A 22,910-nucleotide genomic window follows, 5' to 3' on the forward strand; every position below is an offset into this window, starting at 1 on the left:
ACAAAAAGGATGAAAAAGATGACGATCTTTCAAAGAACGATCGTGGTTTTGATCGGTACGCAGCTGGCGGCATCCGCGGTGATTTTGTTTATTTTCGATTTAAACTCATATAATCACTTTTCCGGCAGCTTCTCCTGGCTTCATTTTCTGAAAGAACTGGCCGGCAGTTTCGCCTTGTATTTGTTTTCAGCAGGTCTGTTCTTTTTGCTGATTGGATTGTGTGCCCCGAGCCGGAAGAAAAAGCGCATTTCTGTACACGGGAAAGAAAACTCATTAAAATAATCGTAATAGAGAAATGATCATGGAAAAAGGATGATGAAAAATGCTGTTTATATTTTTAACAATAGCCGCATTGGGATTGTCGTTTTGGGCACAATTTAAAGTGAAGAGCAACTTTGAAAAATATTCAAAAGTGGAAGCCTCAAGCGGACGTACAGGGGCAGAAACAGCAAGACGGATTTTAGATATAAACGGTCTTTACGACGTGCCGGTCGAACCGGTAAGAGGCACTTTAACAGACCATTACGACCCGACAAGACGGGTGGTGCGTTTATCTGAGCCGGTCTATTACGGCCGCTCAATTTCCGCCATATCCGTAGCTTCCCATGAAGTCGGACATGCCTTGCAGCATCAGGAGTCATATGGTGCGCTTGTGATAAGACATAAAATCTTCCCAGTCGTGAATTTTGCATCCGGTGTAGCCCCTTTGCTTTTCTTAGGAGGCATGCTTCTCGGAAGCCTGAATTTGATCGGGCTTGGCATCATATTATTTTCAGCGGCTGTCTTTTTCCAGCTGATTACATTGCCTGTCGAATTCAATGCAAGCTCACGCGCGAAGCAGATTATTGTGTCAGAAGGATTCATCCGAAACAATGAAGAAAATGGGGTAAATAAAGTGCTGAGCGCTGCTGCCTTAACGTATGTGGCCGCCGCCCTGGTTTCCCTGTTTGAACTGCTTCGTTTTGTGATGATCTTCTTAAACGGTCGTGATGAGAATTAACGTTAAGGAGGTGGCCCCTTACCATTTATGGTAAGGGCTTTTTTTGCTTATTTTACAATTGATCGCCATTTTTGTTTTGATTGGCATTACGGCTGTTTTCGTTGCAGCAGAATTTGCGATCGTCAAAATCAGAGGTTCAAAAATCAATCAGCTCATCGAAAGCGGTGACAGTCGGGCGCTGGCCGCACATAAAATCATCTCCAATCTTGACGAGTATTTATCAGCCTGCCAACTCGGGATTACGATTACAGCACTCGGCCTTGGATGGCTTGGTGAACCTACATTTGAACGTTTTCTTCATCCCTTATTTACAATGACAGGCATGCCGGAACCGTTTAATCACATTGTCACATTTGTAGTTGCATTTATTATCGTCACTTTTTTGCATGTGGTGATGGGGGAGCTTGCCCCGAAAACGGTTTCTATTCAAAAAGCTGAAGCTGTAAGCTTATGGATTGCAAAGCCGCTCATCTGGTTTTATAAAATCACGTACCCGTTTATTAAGGCATTAAACGGCTCTGCAAGCTTTCTTGTGAAATTGTTTGGCTTTCATTCAGTAAAGGAGCATGAGGTTGTCATCAGCGAAGAGGAACTAAGGCTGATTCTTTCAGAAAGCTATGAAAAGGGAGAAATCAATCAGTCTGAATTCCGCTATGTAAATAAAATTTTTGAATTCGACAACCGGGTAGCGAGAGAGATTATGATTCCCCGGACAGAAATTGCCGTCATCTCTCTTGAGCAGTCGCTTGAAGAGGCGATTCATCACATCATTAATGAACGATATACACGCTACCCTGTCATCAAAGATGACAAGGATCATATTTTAGGGATCATCAACAGCAAAGATATGTTTAAAGCTTATTTTCTCGGCCAGCCGATAAAGCTGGAGCAAATCATGAGGCCCGTTATCAGGGTCATTGAAAGCATTCCTGTTCAGCAGCTGTTAATCCGCATGCAGAAGGAGCGGATTCACATGGCGATTCTCGTGGATGAATATGGGGGAACGGCGGGGCTTGTCACTGTCGAGGATATTATCGAGGAAATCGTCGGAGAAATTCGCGATGAGTATGATCAGGATGAAACACCGCACATCCTGAAAAAGGGCGAGCACCATTATGTGATGGATGGAAAAGCGTTAATAGACGAAGTAAATGACCTGCTCGACATTGCGATTGAAAATGAAGAGATTGATACGATTGCAGGCTGGCTTCTAACGCAAAAAATGGAGCTGAAAGCAGGAGACGTCATACACGCGGAAGGCTGTGAATTTACAATCCTCGACGCCGAAGATCATCACATCCGTTTTGTAGAAATAAAAAAAACCGATTTTTGATAAAAAACAGCCGGGAACGAACGGCTGTTTTTTGTGTGATCAAGTCATTTCTTAAAAAGCAATGCTGTGAAGCCTTTTTTCTACATAGGATATATAAGACCGGTACACTGGGAAGGAGTGGCTGTATGAAAAAGGCTTGGTGGAAGGAAGCGGTTGTTTACCAAATTTACCCCCGCAGTTTTAAAGATTCAAATGGCGACGGAATCGGGGATATTCAAGGAATCAGATCTAAACTTTCTTACATAAAAGAGCTGGGCGCTGACGTCCTTTGGATTTGCCCCCTGTATGATTCACCAAATGCCGATAATGGCTATGATATTAGGGATTATCAAAACATATTAAGCGATTTTGGCACCATGGCAGATTTTAACGAGCTTCTTGGTGACATTCATGCTCTGGGCATGAAGCTGATTATGGATCTCGTTGTGAACCATACAAGCGATGAACATCCATGGTTCATAGAATCCCGTTCATCTATACACTCGGAAAAGCGCGACTGGTATATTTGGAAAGACGGCAAAAACGGAAAAGCACCGAACAATTGGGAAAGCATTTTCGGCGGGCCGGCTTGGGAGTATGATCAAAAGACAGGCCAGTACTATCTTCACCTTTTTGATAAAAAACAGCCTGATTTGAATTGGGAAAATGAAAAGGTGAGAAATGCCGTTTATGACATGATCAATTGGTGGCTTGATAAAGGAATTGACGGATTTCGGGTGGATGCCATTACGCATATTAAGAAAAAAGAAGGGCTTCCCAACATGCCGAATCCAAAGGGACTGGATTATGTTCCTTCCTTTCCTTATCATATGAATGCTGACGGCATTATGGATTTGTTAACAGAGCTGAAGGAAAACACATTTTCCCGCTATCCGATTATGACGGTCGGCGAGGCAAACGGCGTCTCTGCAAAGGAAGCTGCTGATTGGGCTGGAGAAAAAAACGGCATATTCAACATGATTTTTCAATTTGAGCATCTTGGCCTGTGGGATGTAGAGATCGATGAAAGCATTGATATTGCCTCATTTAAACGAATTTTAACTGACTGGCAGGACAGTCTTGAAGGAATTGGCTGGAATGCTTTGTTTATGGAGAATCACGACCAGCCCCGTTCAGTTTCTGTCTGGGGAGACGACGGAGTGTACCTGAAAGAAAGTGCAAAAGCGCTGGCTGCTGTTTACTTTCTTATGAAAGGCACGCCGTTTATTTATCAAGGACAGGAACTCGGAATGACGAACGTGGCATTTCCGTCTATTGAGGACTATGATGATGTCGCAATGAAACGCCTCTATGAAACAAAAATAGCGAAAGGCGCATCACACGAGGACGCGATGAAGGTTGTCTGGAAAAAGGGAAGAGACAATTCACGAACACCTATGCAATGGAACGCAGATCCATACGCCGGATTTTCTGAGGCCAAGCCGTGGATTGGAGTCAATGAGAATTACAAATGGCTGAATGCTGAGGCGCAAAAAAACGATAATACATCCGTTTACCATTTTTACAAAAGCTTGATCAAGCTGCGCCAAACATATGATGTTTTTATCAACGGGACATACGAGCTCATTTTACCGGAAGATCAGCAAATCTTTGCATATCTTCGAAATAACGAGAGCCATACTGCACTGATTGCAGCCAATCTGACAAGAACACCGGCGTTATTCAAGCACTCTGGATTGCCGTTGTCATCAGATGCCCTTGTCTTGTCAAATATTGAAACAGAGCCGCACAAGCATATGACATCAATACTCTTAAAGCCGTATGAGGCAAGAATATATCTATGGCGCTAAACTCCAGCCTTAGACTGGAGTTTTTTTGTTTTATCAGGTTTATGAGAGCGGTTTAACAGGAAAAAAAGAACACAGAACGAATTAAGCAAATAGAGCGGACAACCGAAAGGAGAAACAAATGCTGAAAACACTGCAAATCAAGACTTCCAAACGAGATGAAATGATTGATATCACCCGTGAGGTGGATGCGTTTCTTCAAGAAACAGGTGTAACGAGCGGCGCAGCGCTGATTTACTGTCCACATACGACGGCGGGCATTACAATTAATGAAAATGCCGACCCGGACGTCAAAAAAGATATGCTCAGAAGGTTTGATGAGGTATATCCGTGGGAACATGAGCTCGACCGCCACATGGAGGGCAATACAGCTGCACACATGAAGTCGAGTACGGTCGGCGCTTCACAGCATGTCATTGTGGAAAACGGCCGGCTCATTCTTGGAACGTGGCAGGGCATTTATTTCTGCGAATTTGATGGCCCTCGCACCCGGACATGTTATATCAAAATCATGGGGTAGCAGGTTGTTTTTTATGACGAAACATTTATCTCAGTCCCGACATCTCAAAAAGCAAATCCAGTTTTAGATTTAAAAAATTGAAGGGAGCAGACACGGATGCTTTACGGGCCTGCTGACGTGAAGACACTGTTTTGCGAATGTAACTTGATAAAACTGAGGTGACAGATATGAACATTCTTCAATACTCTTATAAAAAAAGAGGGAAAATTGAGTTTGTATTTGAAGGCTGGCCTCACTCAAAAGTTACAATGGCTCCAATCAAAGGCTACTATTTTGTCCGCTTTATCAAATGGAGCAGCCTAGATCCAATCGTGACAAGAAATGACCTTGAAAAAATGGAGTGGGCTGCGAACCAATATTTAGGCACAGCCCCTTTCTATCGAAAACGGAAGGCATTTGAAACCCCATCGTCCCGAAAATAGGCGATGGGGCTTTTTAGCGGACGATGCGGAAAAGAGACGGAACATCCAGTCTGGTCGCCTGAGACAGAAGATAGGCTGACTGTAAGGCTCCTCTTCTCCTAAATGAATTCAGCTTATCAATAATTTGCTGTCCGTTTAAGATTCCAAGACCATGGGCAAAATATTTATCCTCCCCCAGTAAAATCACATTTTCGCCTCTCCATTGGGCTTTTTGCGGATCAAATTCAGGATTCTTAAAATACAAACAATCACCAAGGAAAAAATGATGTCCTGTTTCTGTATATATCGGCAGTTTCTCATAATGCCAATCATATAAAATAATTCTGTCAAAGCTGGCATCGAATTTGTCTTCCCCGATTGTATCGATTAAGGCCAAGTAATAAATAACAACGATTGCGGTTGCGCATTCAAACGCGTAAAAAGGACCGTTCTCTGCAATGTCCCGAATCGCTTTTGAAGGCGGCATTCTGTATTTCAGCTCTAATGCACCCTCTGGTGAAACCCTCCAATACGCTGTATTCCCGTATGTTTTCAAAAAAGTGGCAAACTTCGCCCCGCTTTTGTGCAGTGTCTTTGCCGCTGCGACAATATTCATTCGCAGTTTCAGCTCAAACATCAGTTCAGCAATTGAATGATAATCAAACTGAACAGGCGTCTCAATCATCTCTTTTAAGAGCGGATTCAGATTTTGATCAATCTGCCAATTTTCAATATCCTGGGGACGGAGCAATTGTCCTGATACAATAATCATGTTTAGCCCCCCTTCTTTTTTATAAGATATGCAAAGGGCTTGGGCAATGAAAGCTAAAAAGACTGAAGACTGCCAAAAAGAACTTCTTCCATTTTTTATTTTAAAACTTTTTTAAGCAGCCGATATATACTGTATCAAACCTGAAGGAGCAAGTAGACATGAAGACTTTTATCAATTGGTTGAAGAAACCGTCTATTTCAAAGAAATTAATCGTCTCATTTATTGCGATTCTCATTATCCCTATTCTTATATTAGAATTTAGTTCTTACCGAAGCGCCAGCGGAAAGCTGGATGAGGAAATGATGGGGAATGCGAAAAACAGTGTCGATACATTTAATACAACCGTTACAAATGATCTGGGAGAAAAAGCGAAAGCAGTTACCTTTTTCAGTGAATCTCTTAAAAGATCCGCATTCAAAGGAAAATCGAATCAAGAAGAGATCAAAGCTAAATTTTCACAATACGTATCTATTAATCAGGGCGTAGCCAGAATTTATGGAGGCGCAGATAACGGCACTTACGTACAAGCGCCAAAAGAGACATTGCCGGACGGATACGACCCTAGACAACGCCCTTGGTACCAGGATGCGATGAAGGCCGGCGGTGAAATTGTCGTGACAGATCCTTACGTGGCTGCGAGTGACGGAAGCATGGTCATTACCATTGCACAAGAGCTGAAGGACGGATCAGGCGTTGTCGCCATGGATATTACCATTGATAAATTGTTAGAACAGATGAAACAAATCAAGGTCGGAAAAGAAGGCTATGCTTTCATTGCAACAAAAAACAAAACCTACGTCGCACACAAGAACCATAAGGCTGGAGAAAAGCTGTCAGGCGACTGGGTAGCCAAAATGTATGCGAATGACAGCGGTGAGCTCAAGTACACTCTGAATAACGAAGATAAAAAGCTGACCTATACTACAAATGAACTGACTGGTTGGAAAATAGCCGGCACTATGTATATGGATGAAATTAAGGATGCCTCAAAGTCTGTGCTGGTAACGGGCATGATCGTGCTGATTGCCTCCATTGTGGCAGGCGGGATTTTAATTCTGTTTATCGTTCGTTCGATTACAAAACCGTTAAAACGTCTTGTTCAATCATCGAAAACGATCAGCAGAGGAGATCTGACCGAAACGATCGAAATTCATTCAAAGGATGAGCTAGGGGAGCTAGGAGAAAGCTTCAACGAAATGGGACAATCCCTCCGCTCTCTAATCAGCGCAATTCAGGACTCGGTGAACAATGTGGCCGCATCTTCCGAACAGCTTACCGCATCTGCCGGACAGACAAGTAAAGCCACCGAGCATATTACGATGGCGATTGAGCAGTTCTCAAACGGAAACGAAGAGCAAAGTGAAAAGGTTGAATCCAGCTCTCATCAGTTGAACTTAATGAATGAAGGACTCCAGCAAGTCTCACAAACATCGTCAGATATTACAAAGGCGTCTATCCAATCAACGGAAATCGCCGGAACAGGTGAAAAGTTTGTGCAGCAGACAGTCGGCCAAATGAACTCGATTAATCAATCTGTTCAGCAGGCTGAAGCTGTAGTCAAAGGCTTAGAAGGAAAATCAAAAGACATTACAAGCATTTTGAGAGTCATCAACGGCATCGCTGACCAAACAAATTTACTTGCACTAAACGCGGCTATTGAAGCGGCGCGTGCCGGAGAGTCAGGCCGCGGTTTCTCTGTCGTAGCGGAGGAAGTGCGCAAGCTGGCTGTTCAATCAGCCGATTCAGCAAAAGAAATCGAAAAGCTGATCCAAGAAATTGTCGCAGAGATTGAAACCTCCCTTCACATGTTTAAAGAGGTTAATCAGGAAGTGCAATCTGGACTTGTTGTCACAGACAATACAAAAGAAAGCTTCCAGAGCATTTTCAGCATGACAAACGAAATCGCGGGCAAGCTGCAGACGATGAATTCCACCGTCGAGCAGCTGTCAGGCCGTTCACAGCACGTTTCAGCAGCAGTCAGCGGCATTGCAGACGTGTCGAAAGAAAGCTCGGCAAGCATACAGGACATTGCCGCATCAGCTGAGGAACAGCTTGCTTCCATGGAGGAAATCAGTTCATCAGCAACCACTCTTGCGCAGATGGCAGAAGAGCTTCGCGATCTGACGAAACAATTTAAAATTGAGTAAAGCCGAAAAACAGCGCTGATGAAGGCGCTGTTTCTTTATGCAGGAAACATTAACAAAGTCCTAGTTTATTCGGTGAGTTTTGAACTATTTTTCATTTTTTCCTCTATTTTCAATGTAATTTAAAGGAAGATATGTCGATATAATTTGTAAATTATTGAAAGAAGGTTCAAAAGGAAATGAAAAAAACACTTACCACTATTCGCAGATCATCAATTGCAAGGAGACTTATCATTTCTTTCCTGCTGATCTTAATTGTCCCGATAACCGCCCTTTCGGTAAGCGCTTATCAATCAGCAGTTTCCTCACTTGATGTACAGATGACGCAAAGCGTCAAGGAAAATGTTCAAATATTAGATCACATTATTGATGATAAAATCAGAACGACTGAAAAGAGCCTCGCGTATTTTAGCGATTGGGCGACAGCAGATAAGTTTCAGGATAAAAAGAAAACAGAGCTGAAACAGGAATTTAAACAATTTATCCAAATGAATGATAATGTCGCTGCGGTATTTTCCAGCAGCAAAGACGGGGAATTCACACGTTATCCGTACGCTGACATGCCAAGTGACTTTAATGCTTTGGAAAGAGATTGGTACAAAGAAGCAATGGCCAATAAAGGCAAAACAATTGTCACTGAGCCTTATGAATCGATTTCATCAGGAAAAATGGTCGTCACCATCGCCCGTCAAACAGTGGATGGATCAGGCGTTGTCGCCATTGATATGAAAATTGATGACTTAGTCACTACCGCGAAAGGAATCAATATCGGAAAAGAAGGCTATGCTTTTATTTTGAACCAAAACAAGAAAGTCATCGCCTACTCCGGAGAAAAAGCGGGAACAGAGCTAAAAGGGGACTGGGTTGATAAGCTCTACAAGGATAAAAGCGGGGACTTTGAATATACGTACAAAGGCAAAAAGAAAAAAATGGCATTTGCAACAAGCGAAACAACAGGCTGGAAAATCAGCGGCACGATGTATGCAAACGAGATTCACGATGCTGCAAGCAGGGTTCTGATCATGGCTTCAATCGTTCTGGCGATTGCTATCGGAGCTGGAATGACGGCGATTTATTTTGTGATTCGATCCATCACAAAGCCATTGAGACGCATTGTCGCATCCGCTGAAAAAATTAGTGAAGGTGATCTAACCGAAACGATTGAAATCAATTCAAAAGATGAACTCGGCGTTCTGAGCGAGAGCTTCAATCATATGGCACACTCGCTTCGCTCGCTCATTCACGGAATCAAAGACTCAGTAGAACACGTTGCCTCATCGTCCGAAGAGCTGACTGCATCGGCAGACCAGACAAGCAAAGCCACTGAGCACATTACGATGGCTATCGAGCAATTTTCAAACGGGAGCGAAAGCCAAAGCGAGAAAATAGAAACGACAACTGAACAAATTAATGAAATGAATGACGGATTGGCAGAGCTGGCGCGGGCGGCCGCAGTGATTACAGAGACATCAGCAGATTCAACCGAAGTGTCAAGTAAAGGGGAGACACTCGTCCAGAAAACAGCCGGCCAAATGAACACAATTGACCATTCTGTAAAAGCAGCGGAACAAGTGGTGAAAGGGCTGGAGATCAAATCAAAGGATATCACAAATATTTTGCGTGTTATCAACGGTATTGCGGATCAAACCAATCTTTTGGCCTTAAATGCCGCTATTGAAGCTGCCAGAGCGGGTGAATATGGCCGGGGCTTCTCAGTCGTCGCTGAGGAAGTGAGAAAGCTCGCGGTACAGTCGGCTGACTCGGCAAAAGAAATTGAATCGCTGATCAGTGAAATAGTAAAAGAAGTCCACACATCATTGAACGTGCTTCAGTCCGTAAACAAAGAAGTTGAAACAGGGCTTGTCATGACGGACGAAACAAAGCAGAGCTTCAAACATATCTCGCAAATGACCAATCAGATTGCTTCCGAGCTGCAAAACATGAATGCGACGGTTGAGGAGCTGTCGGCGGGAGCACAAGAAATTTCCGCAGCTTCAAATGATATCACAGCCATTTCTAAGGCAAGCTCGGACGGTATCCAAGATATCGCCGCTTCAGCTGAGGAACAGCTGGCATCCATGGAGGAGATCAGTTCATCAGCACTGACGCTTGAAAGAATGTCTGAAGAACTCCGTGATCTGACAAAACGATTTAAGGTAGATGCAGATAAAGAATAGGTCTAAAAGACTATCTATTTATGGGAAATTAGTTACTTTTGTTGAATTTCTTCTTTTTTGCTGTATATATTTACCCATTTCCAGCCGATATGAAGGGTAGCATAAAAAAGGAGAAATGAATGATGAAAAAAATACTCCAACTCATAAAACAAAGATCAATTACACGGAAGCTTCTCGTTTCCTTTCTGTCGATCCTCATCATACCGGTTGTCATATTGGCGATCTTTGCGTATCAATCGGCTAGCAGCTCGCTCGACAGGCAGATGATGGGGAGCGCATTAGAAAATGTACAGCAATTAAACGAAATCATTAACACCAGCATCAGTGAAAAAGAAAACAGCGCTGCTTACTTCAGCGAATGGCTGACAAAAGAGAGATATAAAGCAAAAAGCAATGCAAGCATTGAAGAGAAATTCTCACAATATATCAGCATTAATAAAGATGTAGAGTCCATTTATACTAGTGACGAAAACGGGCGATTTACCCGCTACCCGGATCTCCCGATGCCGAGCGGCTACAATCCGGTTGAACGCGACTGGTACAAAAAAGCGGTTGCGAATAAAGGAAAAGTCGTTGTGACAGATCCTTATAAAACCGCGTCTACAAATACGATGGTTGTGACAATCGCCCAGCAGACAAAAGATGGTTCAGGCGTTATCGCAATCAACATGACCATTGAAAATCTGTTGAAAACAACCAAAAAAGTCAACATCGGCACACAAGGCTACGCATTTATCATGACGAAGGACAAAAAAGTTGTCGCTCATCCTAATGAAAAATCAGGAACTGAATTAAAAGGCGACTGGCTCGATAAGATGCTGAATGCTGATAAAGGCGATTTTCAATACACCATGGACGGCGATAAGAAAAAAATGGCCTTTGACACAAATAAGTTAACGGGATGGAAGATCGGCGGCACCATGTATTTAGACGAAATCCACGAGGCAGCCCAGCCTGTCCTTCACCTTGCTTTAATTGTCTTGGCCGCAGCTATTATCATAGGAATTATCGTCATGACTTTGATCATTCGGTCGATTACAACACCGCTGAAACAGCTTGTCGGTTCCTCTAAGCGGATCAGCGAGGGAGATTTGACGGAAATCATTGATATTCGTTCAAAAGATGAATTGGGCGAGCTAGGCAAAAGCTTTAATAATATGGCGTCGTCACTTCGTTCTCTCATACACGCCATCCAGGATTCGGTAGACAATGTTGCCGCTTCCTCTGAGGAGCTGACTGCATCTGCTGCACAAACGAGCAAGGCAACAGAGCATATTACTTTGGCGATTGAACAATTTTCTAACGGCAATGAAAAACAAAACGAAAATATTGAAACGGCAGCAGAGCATATTTATCAAATGAATGACGGGTTGACGAATATGGCTCAAGCTTCTGAAGTCATCACAGATTCATCTGTTCAATCGACAGAAATTGCAAGTGAAGGCGGCAAGCTTGTTCACCAAACCGTCGGCCAAATGAACGTCATTGACAAGTCCGTTAAAGAAGCGGAGCAAGTTGTACGCGGATTGGAAACGAAATCGAAAGACATTACAAACATTTTGCGTGTGATTAACGGCATCGCAGACCAGACAAACCTGCTTGCTTTAAATGCGGCAATTGAAGCAGCCCGTGCAGGCGAGTACGGCCGAGGCTTCTCTGTTGTAGCGGAAGAAGTAAGAAAACTGGCAGTACAGTCAGCAGATTCAGCAAAAGAGATTGAAGGATTAATCATCGAAATTGTGAAGGAAATTAATACATCTCTCGGCATGTTCCAGTCTGTCAATCAAGAGGTGCAGACAGGACTTGATATCACAGATAAAACAGAAATGAGCTTTAAGCGCATTTCTGAAATGACGAACCAAATCGCCGGCGAACTGCAAAATATGAGTGCGACGGTTCAGCAGCTTTCTGCCAGCTCCGAGGAAGTATCGGGAGCGTCTGAGCATATTGCATCGATTTCCAAAGAAAGCTCAGCACATATTCAAGATATCGCTGCGTCAGCTGAAGAGCAGCTTGCTTCCATGGAAGAAATCAGCTCGTCTGCAGAAACCCTTTCGTCTATGGCGGAAGAGCTTCGCGATATGACTAACCGATTCAAAATCGAATAATAAGCCTTAACACCCAAGCATGTTGCGCTTGGGTGTTTTTTTTAGTTTTTTTATTAAACCTTTTATCCTAGTTGACGATATTAGATTTAGCTTAAAGGAGGAGTCAACAGGAATGGGAAAATTCATACAATGGATCAAACAGCCATCGATCAGCAAACCGCTAATCGCTGCGTTTCTGGCAGTGCTTATTTTGCCGGTTGGGGTTTTAGCATATTTCAGTTATCAATCAGCTTGGAACGCACTGGACAGGGAACTAACCAATAGTGCAGCGGGAAACGTTGAGGAACTCAATAGCACCCTGCAAAACAAATTGAATAATAAAGTGAAAGCAATAGATTATTATAGTGAGACAATCGATAAAGACCTATTGCTAGGCAAAAACAAAACCTTACTGAAAGAGAAATTTAAGCAGTACACGACACTTAACGACGATGTAGGCGCAATCTATGCTGCTTCAGAAGATAAGAAGCTTTACAAATATCCGGACAGCGGTGTTCCGAAAGGCTTCGATCCGACAGGACGTGACTGGTACAAACAGGCCTTTGCGGAAAAAGGACAGGCTGTTTTCTCAGAACCGTATACTGATGAAGCAACAGGGAATACCGTTGTCACAATTTCAAAACAATTAAAAGACGGGTCAGGGGTTATAGCGCTTGATTTAAACCTGGATGAGGTGCTTACTGCATCACAGAGAATCAAAATCGGTAAAGAAGGCTATGCATTTATTACGACAGGCAACAAAAAATATATCGCCCATCCGACGATTAAGCCTGGGACAACCGGCTCCGGCGATTGGACAAACCAAGTATATTCCAAAAATGACGGCTCCTTTGAATATACATTCGAAGGCAAAGAAAAGAAAATGGCCTTTACGACAAATAAATTGACTGGCTGGAAAATCGCGGGCACTTATTTTGTCAGTGAATTGCAAGATGCTTCAAGCCCGGTGCTGAACACTGCGATTATCATTCTATGCGTGTCTATTGTAATTGGCGGCATACTCATACTCTATATTATTCGTGCCATCACCAAGCCATTAAGAAAACTTGTCATAACGTCTGCAAAAATCAGCAGCGGTGATCTCACAGAAGTCATTGATATTCACTCGAAAAACGAGTTTGGCCAGCTTGGCGAGAGCTTTAATGAAATGTCTGCATCATTGCGTTCTGTAATCGGCGTTATTCAAACGTCTGTCGAAAACGTCGCCTCATCTTCTGAGGAACTGACGGCAAGCGCGGCCCAAACGAGTAAGGCAACTGAACATATTACACTCGCCATCGAACAGTTCTCAGATGGCAACGAGGCGCAAAGCGAGAAACTGGAAACAAGCTCAAACCACCTTTCTCAAATGAATCACGGGATTTCAAAAGTGGCACAAGCCTCTTCAACCATTACGAAATCATCGATTCAGTCCTCTGAGGCAGCGGGCAGCGGCGAGAAACTGGTGGAACACACAGTCGGCCAAATGAAAACAATCGACCAATCCGTTCAACAAGCGGAAGCGGTTGTGAAGGGCCTTGAAACAAAATCGCAAGACATCAACAGCATCTTGAATGTGATCAATGGCATCGCTGACCAAACCAACCTGCTGGCATTAAATGCTGCGATTGAGGCGGCAAGAGCGGGAGAATACGGAAGAGGCTTCTCAGTAGTTGCGGAAGAGGTTAGAAAACTTGCCGTGCAATCAGCAGACTCCGCCAAGGAAATTGAAGGATTAATTCAAGAGATTGTCAGAGAAATCAGCACTTCCCTTTCGATGTTCCAATCTGTGAATCATGAAGTGAAGGAAGGCTTGCAGATTACTGACAAAACAGCGGAAAGCTTTAAACAAATCTATGAGATGACAACCCAAATTTCCGGCGAATTGCAAAACTTGAACGCGACGGTTGAACAACTATCAGCCGGATCACATGAAGTGTCAAGTGCTGTTGAAGACATTTCTGCAGTGGCGAAAGAAAGCTCGGCAGGCATTCAGGATATCGCAGCTTCGGCGGAAGAACAGCTTGCGTCCATGGAAGAAATCAGTTCTTCAGCGGAAACGTTGGCAAACATGGCGGAAGAACTTCAGGACATTACGAAAAAATTTAAAATTGAATCATAATGAACGAGAAAGCGGCATATTCTGCTGCTTTCTTTTTTTATCGAAAACAAAAATAAACAAAAATAATTCAAAAACAAACGAAGATCATATATAATGAAAACGGATACAAATAAAAGGGTATGGAGGAATATCAAATATGGTGAAGCATATATGGGATTCAGACCGAGCTGCAAAGCTGCCTAAAGGTGTAGAGGAATTGGTGTACAGGTCCAATTTGATCGGATCAGACCGCACTGTTTGCAACTGGGGCGGGGGGAATACATCTATGAAAACAACGGAAAAAGATTTTAGAGGCCGTGAAATAGAAGTCATGTGGGTAAAAGGAAGCGGTTCAGATTTGGCAACAATGAAAGCGCATAACTTTACCGGTTTGAAATTAGATGATATCCGCCCACTGATTGAAAGGGAGCAAATGTCAGATGAAGAAATGGTAGATTACCTGTCTCATTGTATGATTGACAGCAAACATCCCCGCCCTTCAATTGAAACACTATTACACGCTTTTCTGCCATACAAGCATGTTGACCATACCCATCCAGATGCGATTATCAGCATATGCTGCGCAGATAATGGAAAACAGATCGCTGAAGACATTTACGGAAACCGGTTTGTATGGGTGCCATACGTCCGCCCTGGATTTGCTTTGTCTAAAATAATCGCTGAAGGCGTAGCGAACAACCCTCACGCCGAGCTTGTGTTAATGGAGAAACATGGCTTAGTCACTTGGGGAGAGACGTCTGAAACATGTTATCAAAAAACGATATCCATCATTCAAGAAGCCGAGCAGTATATTAACGACCGTATCAATCAGCAGGAGGTATTCGGAGGCAAAAGATATCAGCCGCTGCCGGAAGATCGCAGAAAACAAATATTGGCTGAGATCATGCCTGTGATCAGAGGAACTGTAAGTGAAGAAAAGAAACAGATCCTTTCCTATGATGATCATGACGACGTCTTGGAATTTGTAAACAGTGTTCAAGCGCCAGCACTTTCGCAAATCGGTGCGGCATGCCCGGATCACCTTGTTCACACAAAAAGGGTTCCGCTGTACATTGATTGGAATCCGGAAACTCAAGATGTTCACAAGCTTGCGGATCTGCTCAAGTCAGGAGTCGAGCGCTTTACGTCAGAGTATCAGGCTTACTTTACACGCAATCAGCAGGATGGGGATCAAATCTTTGAATCCGTTCCGCGGGTGATATTGATTCCTGGAATCGGAATGGTGAATACAGGAAAAAGCTATACCATGTCTAAAGTAAGCGGGGCCTTATATCGGAGGGCCATCGCCGTTATGAAAGGAGCAACAGCTCTGGGGCAATTTGTTTCTTTAAATGAAAATGAATCCTACCATGTCGAATATTGGCCGCTCGAACTATATAAACTTACGCTTGCCCCGCCGGAAGCAGAATTTTCCCGAAAAGTAGCGCTGATAACTGGAGGGGCTGGCGGAATCGGCAGTGCAGCATGCCGCCGATTTGCAGCTGAGGGAGGGCACGTAATCGCAGCTGATCTGAATATAGAAGGTGCACAGAAAATTGCCGGGGAAATAAACGATGCGTACGGAGAAGGGCGTGCAATGGCTGTCAAAATGGATGTGACAAAGGAAAAAGACGTACAGTCAGCTTTTGAACAAGCGGCACTTGCTTACGGCGGCATTGATATCGTCATCAATAATGCCGGGCTGGCCACATCAAGCCCATTTGACGAAACAAGTCTAAAAGAATGGAATCTTAATATGAATGTTTTAGGAACAGGCTATTTCCTTGTAGCCCGTGAAGCGTTTAAACAGATGAAACAGCAAAATAGAGGCGGAAGCATGGTATTTGTCGGATCGAAAAATTCGGTTTATGCGGGGAAAAACGCCTCTGCCTACAGCTCGGTTAAGGCGCTTGAAACCCATTTAGCAAGATGCATTGCTGCAGAAGGCGGAGAATTCGGCATTAGGGTCAACTCCGTTTTGCCGGACGCGGTTCTTCAAGGATCGGCAATCTGGGGTTCAAGCTGGCGTGAGGAACGAGCCGCGGCGTACGGGATTGAACCGGATCAGCTGGAAGAACATTACCGGAAACGGACTGCATTGCTCGTCAATATTTACCCGGAGGATATTGCCGAAGCCATTGCATTTTTCGCTTCTTCTAAAGCCGAAAAAACAACGGGCTGCATGATTACGGTAGACGGCGGCGTCCCTGCTGCTTTTACGCGTTAGAAATATGCTATGATAAAAAATATAAGATGGACTACGATATGAGGAAGGGCGTTACTGATGCTAGTAGCAGAACGGCAGCAAAAAATAGTGGAAATAGTGAATGCGCGTTCAAGCATCCGCGTTGCCGAATTAAGTGACATATTTTCAGTCACAGAGGAAACCATTCGGCGTGATCTTGAGAAGCTTGAAAAAGAACATAAACTGAGCCGGAGTCATGGAGGAGCGGTCAGTATTCAGCAGAAGGAATCAGAAATTCATTTTTCTGAACGGGAAATCACAAATGTCATCGAAAAAAAAGCCATTGCTCACGAAGCGGCCAAATATGTAAAAAGCGGAGACCGAATTATTCTTGATGCAAGCACAACCGCCTGGTACATGGCGAAAATACTCCCTGACATTGAACTCACCGTGATTACAAATTCAATGAAAGCAGCCATTGAACTCAGCAATAAAAAAAACATATCAGTCATTTCAACAGGCGGCATTTTGCTGGAAAAATCATTATCATTTGCCGGCCCGTTAGCAGAACGTTCACTTGAGACCTATCATGTCAATAAAACCTTTCTGTCATGTAAGGGATTTGATATAAACAACGGGATGAGTGACTCAAATGAGTGGCAGGCGCTGCTCAAAAAACGGATGATTGAAAGATCGGATCAGACCATTTTGATGGCCGATTCAAGCAAATGGGGGAACCGCGAGTTTTCACATATCGCCTCGCTGCAAGATATCAGCCGCGTTATTACAGATTCTGGACTTGATCCGGCATCGGTAAAAGCTCTTGAGGACAAAAAGGTGAAGGTGACAGCTGTTCCTCTTCCGAAGAGAGGGTGAAAGAATGATTTATACTGCCATTGATATAGGCGCATCAAGCGGGAGAATCATGGTAGGTGAACTAAAGGAAGGGAAGCTTGACATACAAGAGATTCACAGATTTGCTAACGGTTTTAGTCAAAGAGACGGGCATTGCTTTTGGGATATTGATCATTTGCTAAAACAAATCCTGCAAGGACTGCAAAAAGTAAAAACGCTTGGATATGAACACTGCACCATTGGCATCGATACATGGGCAGTTGATTATGTCTTGCTGGATGAAAAAGGAAATCGGTTGCGCGAAGCAATATCCTATCGTGATAGAAGAACAGATCATACAATAGACAAACTGGAACATACCCTCTCGAAGGCTAAAATTTATCAAAAAACAGGAATACAATTTCAGCCTTTCAACACGATCTATCAATTGTATGAAGAAGACCGTGAGCTGCTCAAAAAGACAGATAAAATTGTGATGGTTCCTGATTATTTAGGCTATTGTTTAACCGGAAAAGCTGTAACAGAAATCACGAATGCGTCCACAACACAGCTTTTAAACGTCTCAACGGGAAAGTTTGATCCTGAATTGCTTGAAGCCGTGTCTGTTTACGAACAGCAATTTGCCCCGTTGACTGAACCGGGGTATGAGCTCGGGAAGCTAAGAAATGACTGGTTTCCGGATTATGATCTCCCGGCGTGCAAGGTGATGACAGTCGCAACACATGATACGGCCTCGGCCGTCATCGCGGCGCCTGGTGTAAGTGATGGCTGGGCGTACATCAGCAGCGGAACATGGTCGTTAATCGGGATTGAAAACAAAACACCGATAATAACTGATCTGGCTTTGAAAAACAACTATACAAATGAACGCGGCGCAAACAACACCATTCGCTTTCTCAAAAACATTATCGGCATGTGGGTGATACAAGAAGTAAGACAGCAATTACAAGCAGATTACTCTTTCCAGCAGCTTGCAGAAGAAGCCGAAAAAACAGAACCATTCCAGCAATTTATAAACTTAAATGATAAACGCTTCCTCAATCCAGAAAACATGATAATGGAAATACAGCATTATTGCAGAGAAACCCGCCAAAAGATTCCCCGCACTGCAGGTGAACTTGCCTGCTGCATCTACAGCAATTTAGCCATCATCTATGCGATAGCCATCAAAGAGCTGGAAACGATCACAGAAAAACCGATCGAGCAGTTTCATATCATCGGCGGCGGAGCCCGGAATGATTTCTTAAATCAATTAACGGCAGACATGAGCGAAAAAGCAGTATACGCAGGGCCCGTAGAGGCAACCGCCATAGGAAATCTGCTGATGCAAATGATTGCTGCCAAAGAAGTCAAAGACATAAAAGAAGCCCGGCAAGTCGTCAGAAATTCCTTTCCGATCAAAGTGTTTACACCCAAAGACATTGACAGAAGCACGATCATTCAGTCATTTCAGCAAACTGTTTTGAAAGCGCTATCTAAATAATGAAGAGGTGACAAAGTTTGAAAAGAAAAGCCAGTATCATGTTTGTCCATCAAGACAAGTACGAAGAATACAAGCAGCGGCATGATGACATTTGGCCTGAAATGGCAGAAGCACTTAAAGCTCATGGAGCCCACCATTATTCCATTTTTCTAGACGAGGAAACAGGCCGGCTTTTTGCATATTTAGAAATAGAGGATGAAGAGAAATGGAGAAAGATGGCGGACACGGAAGTTTGCCGGAGATGGTGGAAAACGATGGCGCCCTTAATGAAAACAAATTCGGATTTCAGTCCTGTTTCGATAGATCTAAAGGAAGTTTTTTATTTGGATTAAAAAACTGAAATAAGGGAGAGAGCTGCATGACCATAAAAGCCAATTATGACAGTGCAAAACAGGCATATGAAAAATGGGGAATTGATGTTGAAGAGGCGCTTCGGCAATTAGAGCAAGTGCCCATTTCAATCCACTGCTGGCAGGGGGACGACATTGAGGGCTTTGAAGTAAATAAAAGCGAGCTTTCAGGCGGAATTGATGTGACCGGCAATTATCCCGGAAAAGCGCAAACGCCTGAAGAATTAAGAAGAGATTTGGAGAAGGCTCTTTCCCTCATTCCCGGAAAGCACCGTGTGAACCTGCATGCGATTTACGCAGAAACTAACGGGGAAGAGACAGCACGTGACGAGTTGAAGCCGCAGCATTTTGAAAACTGGGTAAAATGGGCAAAAGATTTAGGGCTAGGTTTAGATTTCAATCCGACCTTGTTTTCGCATGAGAAAGCGGCTGATGGACTCACCCTTTCACACCCCGATCCGGATATCAGAGAATTTTGGATCAGGCATTGCATCGCGTGCCGCCGTATCGGAGAATACTTCGGGAAAGAATTAGGCACCCCTTGCTTGACGAATATTTGGATTCCCGACGGCTATAAGGATGTCCCGAGTGACAGGCTGACACCGCGTAAAAGATTAAAAGAATCACTGGATCAGATTTTCGCAGAAGAGATCAGTGAACAACACAATCTCGATTCAGTTGAAAGCAAGCTGTTCGGGCTTGGTTCTGAATCATATGTTGTCGGATCTCATGAATTTTATTTCGCCTATGCTCTGACGAATCATAAGCTTTGTTTACTTGATACAGGCCATTTTCATCCGACTGAGACGGTATCAAACAAGATCTCGTCCATGCTGCTATATACAGACAAGCTTGCTTTGCACGTATCTCGGCCAGTTCGCTGGGACAGCGACCATGTAGTGGTTTTGGATGATGAATTGAGAGAAATCGCTCTTGAAATTGTGCGTAATCAGGCTCTTGAGAAGGTCGCTATCGGTTTGGATTTTTTCGATGCCAGCATTAACCGTGTAGCGGCCTGGACCATCGGAACGAGAAATATGATCAAAGCTTTATTGTATGCCTTGCTCCTCCCGACCGGCTATTTAAAACAATTGCAGGAAGAGGGCCGCTATACAGAAAGGCTGGCCCTGATGGAGGAATTCAAAACATATCCTTTCGGAGCCATCTGGGATTCCTACTGTGAACAAATGGGCGTGCCGGTAAAAGAGGCATGGCTGCATGACATCAAAGAGTATGAACAAGAGGTGCTTTTAAAAAGGAAGGCGTCTTCTCCGATTGCCTAATAAAAAATCCGCCGCGTCATTTGTACGCGGGCGGATTTTTTTAAGCATGATCAGCAGGGTACACAATCCCCATTTGCTTTCTTGCTTCTTCCATAATTTTTGCGGTGATCAAAGACCGTTCAAATGTATTTTCTTCAGATTCCTGCTTATTCTCTTTTATGAGCGTGACAAATTCTTCTGCTTCGTAGAACATCGCCGGTTTAGGATCAGGGATCGCAATGTTTTCAAGGCGGCCGTCGCGGTAGCGGATTTCAACACGTTCAGGCCGGTGAATCATATCAATTACAATCGTTCCGTCTTCACCTTGGATTTCCGCCGGGGCATAGGAAGTAGAGATTTTAGAATGCATCAGAACAGCTTCGAACCCATCGTAAGACAGAATGACAGTTCCCTCTCCGTCCACTCCGGAAGATAACGCATATCCGTTTGCTTTTACATCCTTCGGCTCGCCAAACAGCACAACAGCCGGATAAATACAATAGACGCCAATATCCATTAATGACCCATTGGAAAGCTCAGGCTGAAACGCATTCAAAACAGTTCCGTTTCTGAACGCGTCATACCGTGAGGAGTATTGACAGTAGCTTGCGGTAAATCTGCGGACAGTGCCGATTTTATGCAGGTGTTTTTTCAGCTCTTTGAAATTCGGCAGGAAAGTGGTCTTCATCGCTTCCATGAGGACAACGCCGTTTGCCTTAGCCGCTGAGATCATCTCTTCTGTTTCTCTAGTATTTGAAGCAAACGGCTTCTCACAAAGCACATGCTTGCCGTGGTTCATAAAGAGTACGGCTTGTTCCTTGTGAAGAGCGTTCGGGCTGGCTATGTATACGGCATCAAAACAATTGCTCTCCGCCATTTCCTGAAGGTCTGAGAAGGTATGCGCAGCATTGTGTTTAGCAGCAAACTCAGCAGCGCGTTCAGCCGATCTTGAATAAACGGCAGTCAGCTGAAAATCTTCTATATCCGCTGCTGACTCAAGAAAGCGGTCTGTAATCCAGTTGGTTCCTATTATCGCAAAACGTATCACTCGTATCGCTCCTTTTGCATGATATAGCTAAATTATAGCTTAAAAAGAACAAAATCACATGATAGAGATAAATAGAATGTGACAACAGAGAAAGCTTTTCCAGCAATTAACGGTTTTTATTTTTCATTATAGGGACGATAGTGTACAATTTAACTAAACTATGTATGACGGAGGAACGATAGTGGAGACGTTGCAAACATGGAGCGGCAGATTCAAGCGATTCTTCTTGGACAATAAGTTTGTTTTATTTTTGCTTGTGCTGCTGCTGATTGGTTTAAATATTCTTGTATTTACAAAAACATCATTTATTTTCACCCCGATTATTGTTCTGCTCAAAACAATTTCACTTCCGATTATTTTGACAGGCATTGTTTTTTATCTGTTAAATCCAGTCGTCGATTTCCTGGAGAGAAGAAGAATAAGAAGAATCTATTCTATATTGCTGTTATATCTATTGATTATCGGGCTGATCACGATCACAATCGTGTCCATCATCCCCTTTTTAAAAGAACAAATTATGAGTTTGATTGACAATATCCCGAGATATGTCGACGTCGTAGAAGACCAGACGAAACAGCTGATCGGCAGCAACTTCGTCAATCAGGCCCAGCAAACGATGAACATTAATATATCTGATCTCGCGACAAAGGTTTCGGACCAGGCAGCGACAATCGTAAACAGCACCTTTACCGGTGTTGGGAATTTTATCGGCGCGCTGACTGAGATTATCATTTCGATCGTCACGGTTCCGTTTATTCTTTTCTATTTGCTAAAAGACGGAAAAAAATTACCGGTCTACATACTGAAGTTTGTACCGACTCGATTGAAAGAACAGACATATACAGTCTTAAGTGAAATGAATCATCGGTTAAGCTCTTATATCAGAGGCCAGATCATTGTCAGCTTCTGTATCGGATTTTTGCTGTTTATCGGTTATTTGATTATCGGCCTGGATTATGCTTCATTGCTCGCAGTTATTGCGGCTTGTACAAGCATTGTTCCATATTTAGGGCCAACGATTGCCATTACGCCTGCAATTATCATCGCCATAGTGACATCGCCGCTCATGCTGCTTAAGCTGGTGATCGTTTGGACCATTGTTCAGCTGATTGAAGGGAAGCTGATCTCTCCGCAAATTATGGGAAAAAACCTTCACATCCACCCGATCACGATTATTTTTCTGCTGTTAACAGCCGGCAAGCTGTTTGGTGTTGTTGGAATCATTCTTGCCATTCCGGGCTATGCAGTCGCCAAAGTCATTACCACACATTTATTTGACTGGTTTAAAATGCGGTCACATTTATACGACGAAGAAAAAAATGAAAATATGCCGGGTCATAAAGTGTGATTTTCGTTTATAGTTATATAAGACGGGCTTTCCATTTATGGGAAGCTCCCGTTATGT

Annotated in this window: 18 protein-coding genes and 2 pseudogenes; 18 read left to right on the top strand and 2 right to left on the bottom strand. The window is 43.5% G+C overall.

Annotated elements, in window-relative coordinates:
• Window positions 1-18: 18 nt before the first annotated feature.
• The 7 genes and pseudogenes from ACQXR1_RS04110 (at window position 19) to ACQXR1_RS04140 (ending at window position 5,062) form a co-directional block, all read left to right on the top strand.
• Window positions 19-282 (top strand): hypothetical protein, encoded by a 264-nt coding sequence (locus ACQXR1_RS04110; RefSeq protein WP_014665157.1) that lies wholly within the window; start codon window positions 19-21, stop codon window positions 280-282.
• 40 nt (window positions 283-322) lie between these two features.
• Window positions 323-1,000 carry a zinc metallopeptidase gene (locus ACQXR1_RS04115; protein ID WP_014477803.1) on the top strand — a complete coding sequence of 226 codons (678 nt, stop codon included), beginning with the start codon at window positions 323-325 and terminating at the stop codon, window positions 998-1,000.
• A 43-nt stretch (window positions 1,001-1,043) separates the two neighbouring features.
• Window positions 1,044-2,333, top strand: a complete 1,290-nt coding sequence (locus tag ACQXR1_RS04120) for a hemolysin family protein (protein ID WP_069840226.1) — start codon at window positions 1,044-1,046, stop codon at window positions 2,331-2,333.
• Between the two features lie 125 nt (window positions 2,334-2,458).
• Entirely contained in the window at window positions 2,459-4,123 is a 1,665-nt protein-coding gene (locus ACQXR1_RS04125; RefSeq protein ID WP_430771764.1) for a glycoside hydrolase family 13 protein, read from the top strand.
• 25 nt (window positions 4,124-4,148) lie between these two features.
• A pseudogene (locus tag ACQXR1_RS04130) lies at window positions 4,149-4,282 on the top strand (hypothetical protein).
• A complete protein-coding gene (locus ACQXR1_RS04135) occupies window positions 4,242-4,640 on the top strand; it encodes a secondary thiamine-phosphate synthase enzyme YjbQ (RefSeq protein ID WP_014665154.1) in 399 nt (132 codons plus the stop codon). The pseudogene ACQXR1_RS04130 and the gene ACQXR1_RS04135 overlap by 41 nt, the downstream one beginning before the upstream one ends.
• Before the next feature lie 167 nt (window positions 4,641-4,807).
• Window positions 4,808-5,062, top strand: coding sequence for a hypothetical protein (locus ACQXR1_RS04140; protein ID WP_014665153.1), 255 nt, complete (start codon window positions 4,808-4,810; stop codon window positions 5,060-5,062).
• 13 nt (window positions 5,063-5,075) lie between these two features.
• Here the strand turns inward: ACQXR1_RS04140 and ACQXR1_RS04145 are convergent, their stop codons facing one another.
• Window positions 5,076-5,813 carry a protein-glutamine gamma-glutamyltransferase gene (locus ACQXR1_RS04145; RefSeq protein WP_014665152.1) on the bottom strand — a complete coding sequence of 246 codons (738 nt, stop codon included), beginning with the start codon at window positions 5,811-5,813 and terminating at the stop codon, window positions 5,076-5,078.
• A 158-nt stretch (window positions 5,814-5,971) separates the two neighbouring features.
• Here ACQXR1_RS04145 and mcpB point away from each other — a divergent pair, with 158 nt between their 5' ends.
• The 10 genes and pseudogenes from mcpB to rhaA all read left to right on the top strand — a co-directional run bounded on the left by mcpB (window position 5,972) and on the right by rhaA (window position 20,478).
• Entirely contained in the window at window positions 5,972-7,960 is a 1,989-nt protein-coding gene (mcpB, locus tag ACQXR1_RS04150; protein ID WP_014665151.1) for a methyl-accepting chemotaxis protein McpB, read from the top strand.
• 176 nt (window positions 7,961-8,136) lie between these two features.
• Window positions 8,137-10,134, top strand: a complete 1,998-nt coding sequence (gene tlpA / locus ACQXR1_RS04155; protein ID WP_243571414.1) for a methyl-accepting chemotaxis protein TlpA — start codon at window positions 8,137-8,139, stop codon at window positions 10,132-10,134.
• A 266-nt stretch (window positions 10,135-10,400) separates the two neighbouring features.
• Window positions 10,401-11,297, top strand: a pseudogene (locus ACQXR1_RS04160) (cache domain-containing protein); the annotation flags it as partial.
• The gene (locus ACQXR1_RS04165) at window positions 11,292-12,242 is read left to right on the top strand and encodes a methyl-accepting chemotaxis protein (RefSeq protein ID WP_370881213.1); all 951 of its coding nucleotides are present in this window, start codon (window positions 11,292-11,294) and stop codon (window positions 12,240-12,242) included. The pseudogene ACQXR1_RS04160 and the gene ACQXR1_RS04165, both read left to right, overlap by 6 nt.
• Before the next feature lie 112 nt (window positions 12,243-12,354).
• On the top strand, window positions 12,355-14,343 hold the full coding sequence (gene tlpB / locus ACQXR1_RS04170) for a methyl-accepting chemotaxis protein TlpB (protein ID WP_430771765.1): 1,989 nt from the start codon (window positions 12,355-12,357) through the stop codon (window positions 14,341-14,343).
• Window positions 14,344-14,479: 136 nt separating this feature from the next.
• The gene (locus ACQXR1_RS04175; protein WP_430771766.1) at window positions 14,480-16,549 is read left to right on the top strand and encodes a bifunctional aldolase/short-chain dehydrogenase; all 2,070 of its coding nucleotides are present in this window, start codon (window positions 14,480-14,482) and stop codon (window positions 16,547-16,549) included.
• 57 nt (window positions 16,550-16,606) lie between these two features.
• Complete coding sequence (rhaR, locus tag ACQXR1_RS04180) at window positions 16,607-17,383, top strand: rhamnose catabolism operon transcriptional regulator RhaR (RefSeq protein WP_430771767.1); 777 nt, start codon at window positions 16,607-16,609, stop codon at window positions 17,381-17,383.
• A 4-nt stretch (window positions 17,384-17,387) separates the two neighbouring features.
• Window positions 17,388-18,845, top strand: coding sequence for a rhamnulokinase (gene rhaB, locus ACQXR1_RS04185; protein WP_069840218.1), 1,458 nt, complete (start codon window positions 17,388-17,390; stop codon window positions 18,843-18,845).
• A 17-nt stretch (window positions 18,846-18,862) separates the two neighbouring features.
• Complete coding sequence (gene rhaM / locus ACQXR1_RS04190) at window positions 18,863-19,177, top strand: L-rhamnose mutarotase (RefSeq protein WP_069840217.1); 315 nt, start codon at window positions 18,863-18,865, stop codon at window positions 19,175-19,177.
• Window positions 19,178-19,203: 26 nt separating this feature from the next.
• Window positions 19,204-20,478, top strand: coding sequence for an L-rhamnose isomerase (rhaA, locus tag ACQXR1_RS04195; RefSeq protein ID WP_069840216.1), 1,275 nt, complete (start codon window positions 19,204-19,206; stop codon window positions 20,476-20,478).
• 40 nt (window positions 20,479-20,518) lie between these two features.
• Here rhaA and iolU read toward each other — a convergent pair whose 3' ends face one another.
• Complete coding sequence (iolU, locus tag ACQXR1_RS04200; RefSeq protein ID WP_430771768.1) at window positions 20,519-21,505, bottom strand: scyllo-inositol 2-dehydrogenase; 987 nt, start codon at window positions 21,503-21,505, stop codon at window positions 20,519-20,521.
• A 181-nt stretch (window positions 21,506-21,686) separates the two neighbouring features.
• Between iolU and ACQXR1_RS04205 the strand changes: the two genes are divergently transcribed.
• A complete protein-coding gene (locus tag ACQXR1_RS04205; protein ID WP_040082005.1) occupies window positions 21,687-22,853 on the top strand; it encodes an AI-2E family transporter in 1,167 nt (388 codons plus the stop codon).
• Window positions 22,854-22,910 lie beyond the last annotated feature (57 nt).

It is taken from the genome of Bacillus sp. ATD, assembly GCF_050585765.1.
Lineage (GTDB): Bacteria > Bacillota > Bacilli > Bacillales > Bacillaceae > Bacillus > Bacillus stercoris.

Coding starts and splice junctions, on each gene's coding strand:
- ACQXR1_RS04110 (WP_014665157.1), top strand. CDS start 19: ATGACGATCTTTCAAAGAACGATCGTGGTTTTGATCGGTACGCAGCTG.
- ACQXR1_RS04115 (WP_014477803.1), top strand. CDS start 323: ATGCTGTTTATATTTTTAACAATAGCCGCATTGGGATTGTCGTTTTGG.
- ACQXR1_RS04125 (WP_430771764.1), top strand. CDS start 2,459: ATGAAAAAGGCTTGGTGGAAGGAAGCGGTTGTTTACCAAATTTACCCC.
- ACQXR1_RS04135 (WP_014665154.1), top strand. CDS start 4,242: ATGCTGAAAACACTGCAAATCAAGACTTCCAAACGAGATGAAATGATT.
- ACQXR1_RS04140 (WP_014665153.1), top strand. CDS start 4,808: ATGAACATTCTTCAATACTCTTATAAAAAAAGAGGGAAAATTGAGTTT.
- ACQXR1_RS04145 (WP_014665152.1), bottom strand. CDS start 5,813: ATGATTATTGTATCAGGACAATTGCTCCGTCCCCAGGATATTGAAAAT.
- mcpB (WP_014665151.1), top strand. CDS start 5,972: ATGAAGACTTTTATCAATTGGTTGAAGAAACCGTCTATTTCAAAGAAA.
- tlpA (WP_243571414.1), top strand. CDS start 8,137: ATGAAAAAAACACTTACCACTATTCGCAGATCATCAATTGCAAGGAGA.
- ACQXR1_RS04165 (WP_370881213.1), top strand. CDS start 11,292: ATGGCGTCGTCACTTCGTTCTCTCATACACGCCATCCAGGATTCGGTA.
- tlpB (WP_430771765.1), top strand. CDS start 12,355: ATGGGAAAATTCATACAATGGATCAAACAGCCATCGATCAGCAAACCG.
- ACQXR1_RS04175 (WP_430771766.1), top strand. CDS start 14,480: ATGGTGAAGCATATATGGGATTCAGACCGAGCTGCAAAGCTGCCTAAA.
- rhaR (WP_430771767.1), top strand. CDS start 16,607: ATGCTAGTAGCAGAACGGCAGCAAAAAATAGTGGAAATAGTGAATGCG.
- rhaB (WP_069840218.1), top strand. CDS start 17,388: ATGATTTATACTGCCATTGATATAGGCGCATCAAGCGGGAGAATCATG.
- rhaA (WP_069840216.1), top strand. CDS start 19,204: ATGACCATAAAAGCCAATTATGACAGTGCAAAACAGGCATATGAAAAA.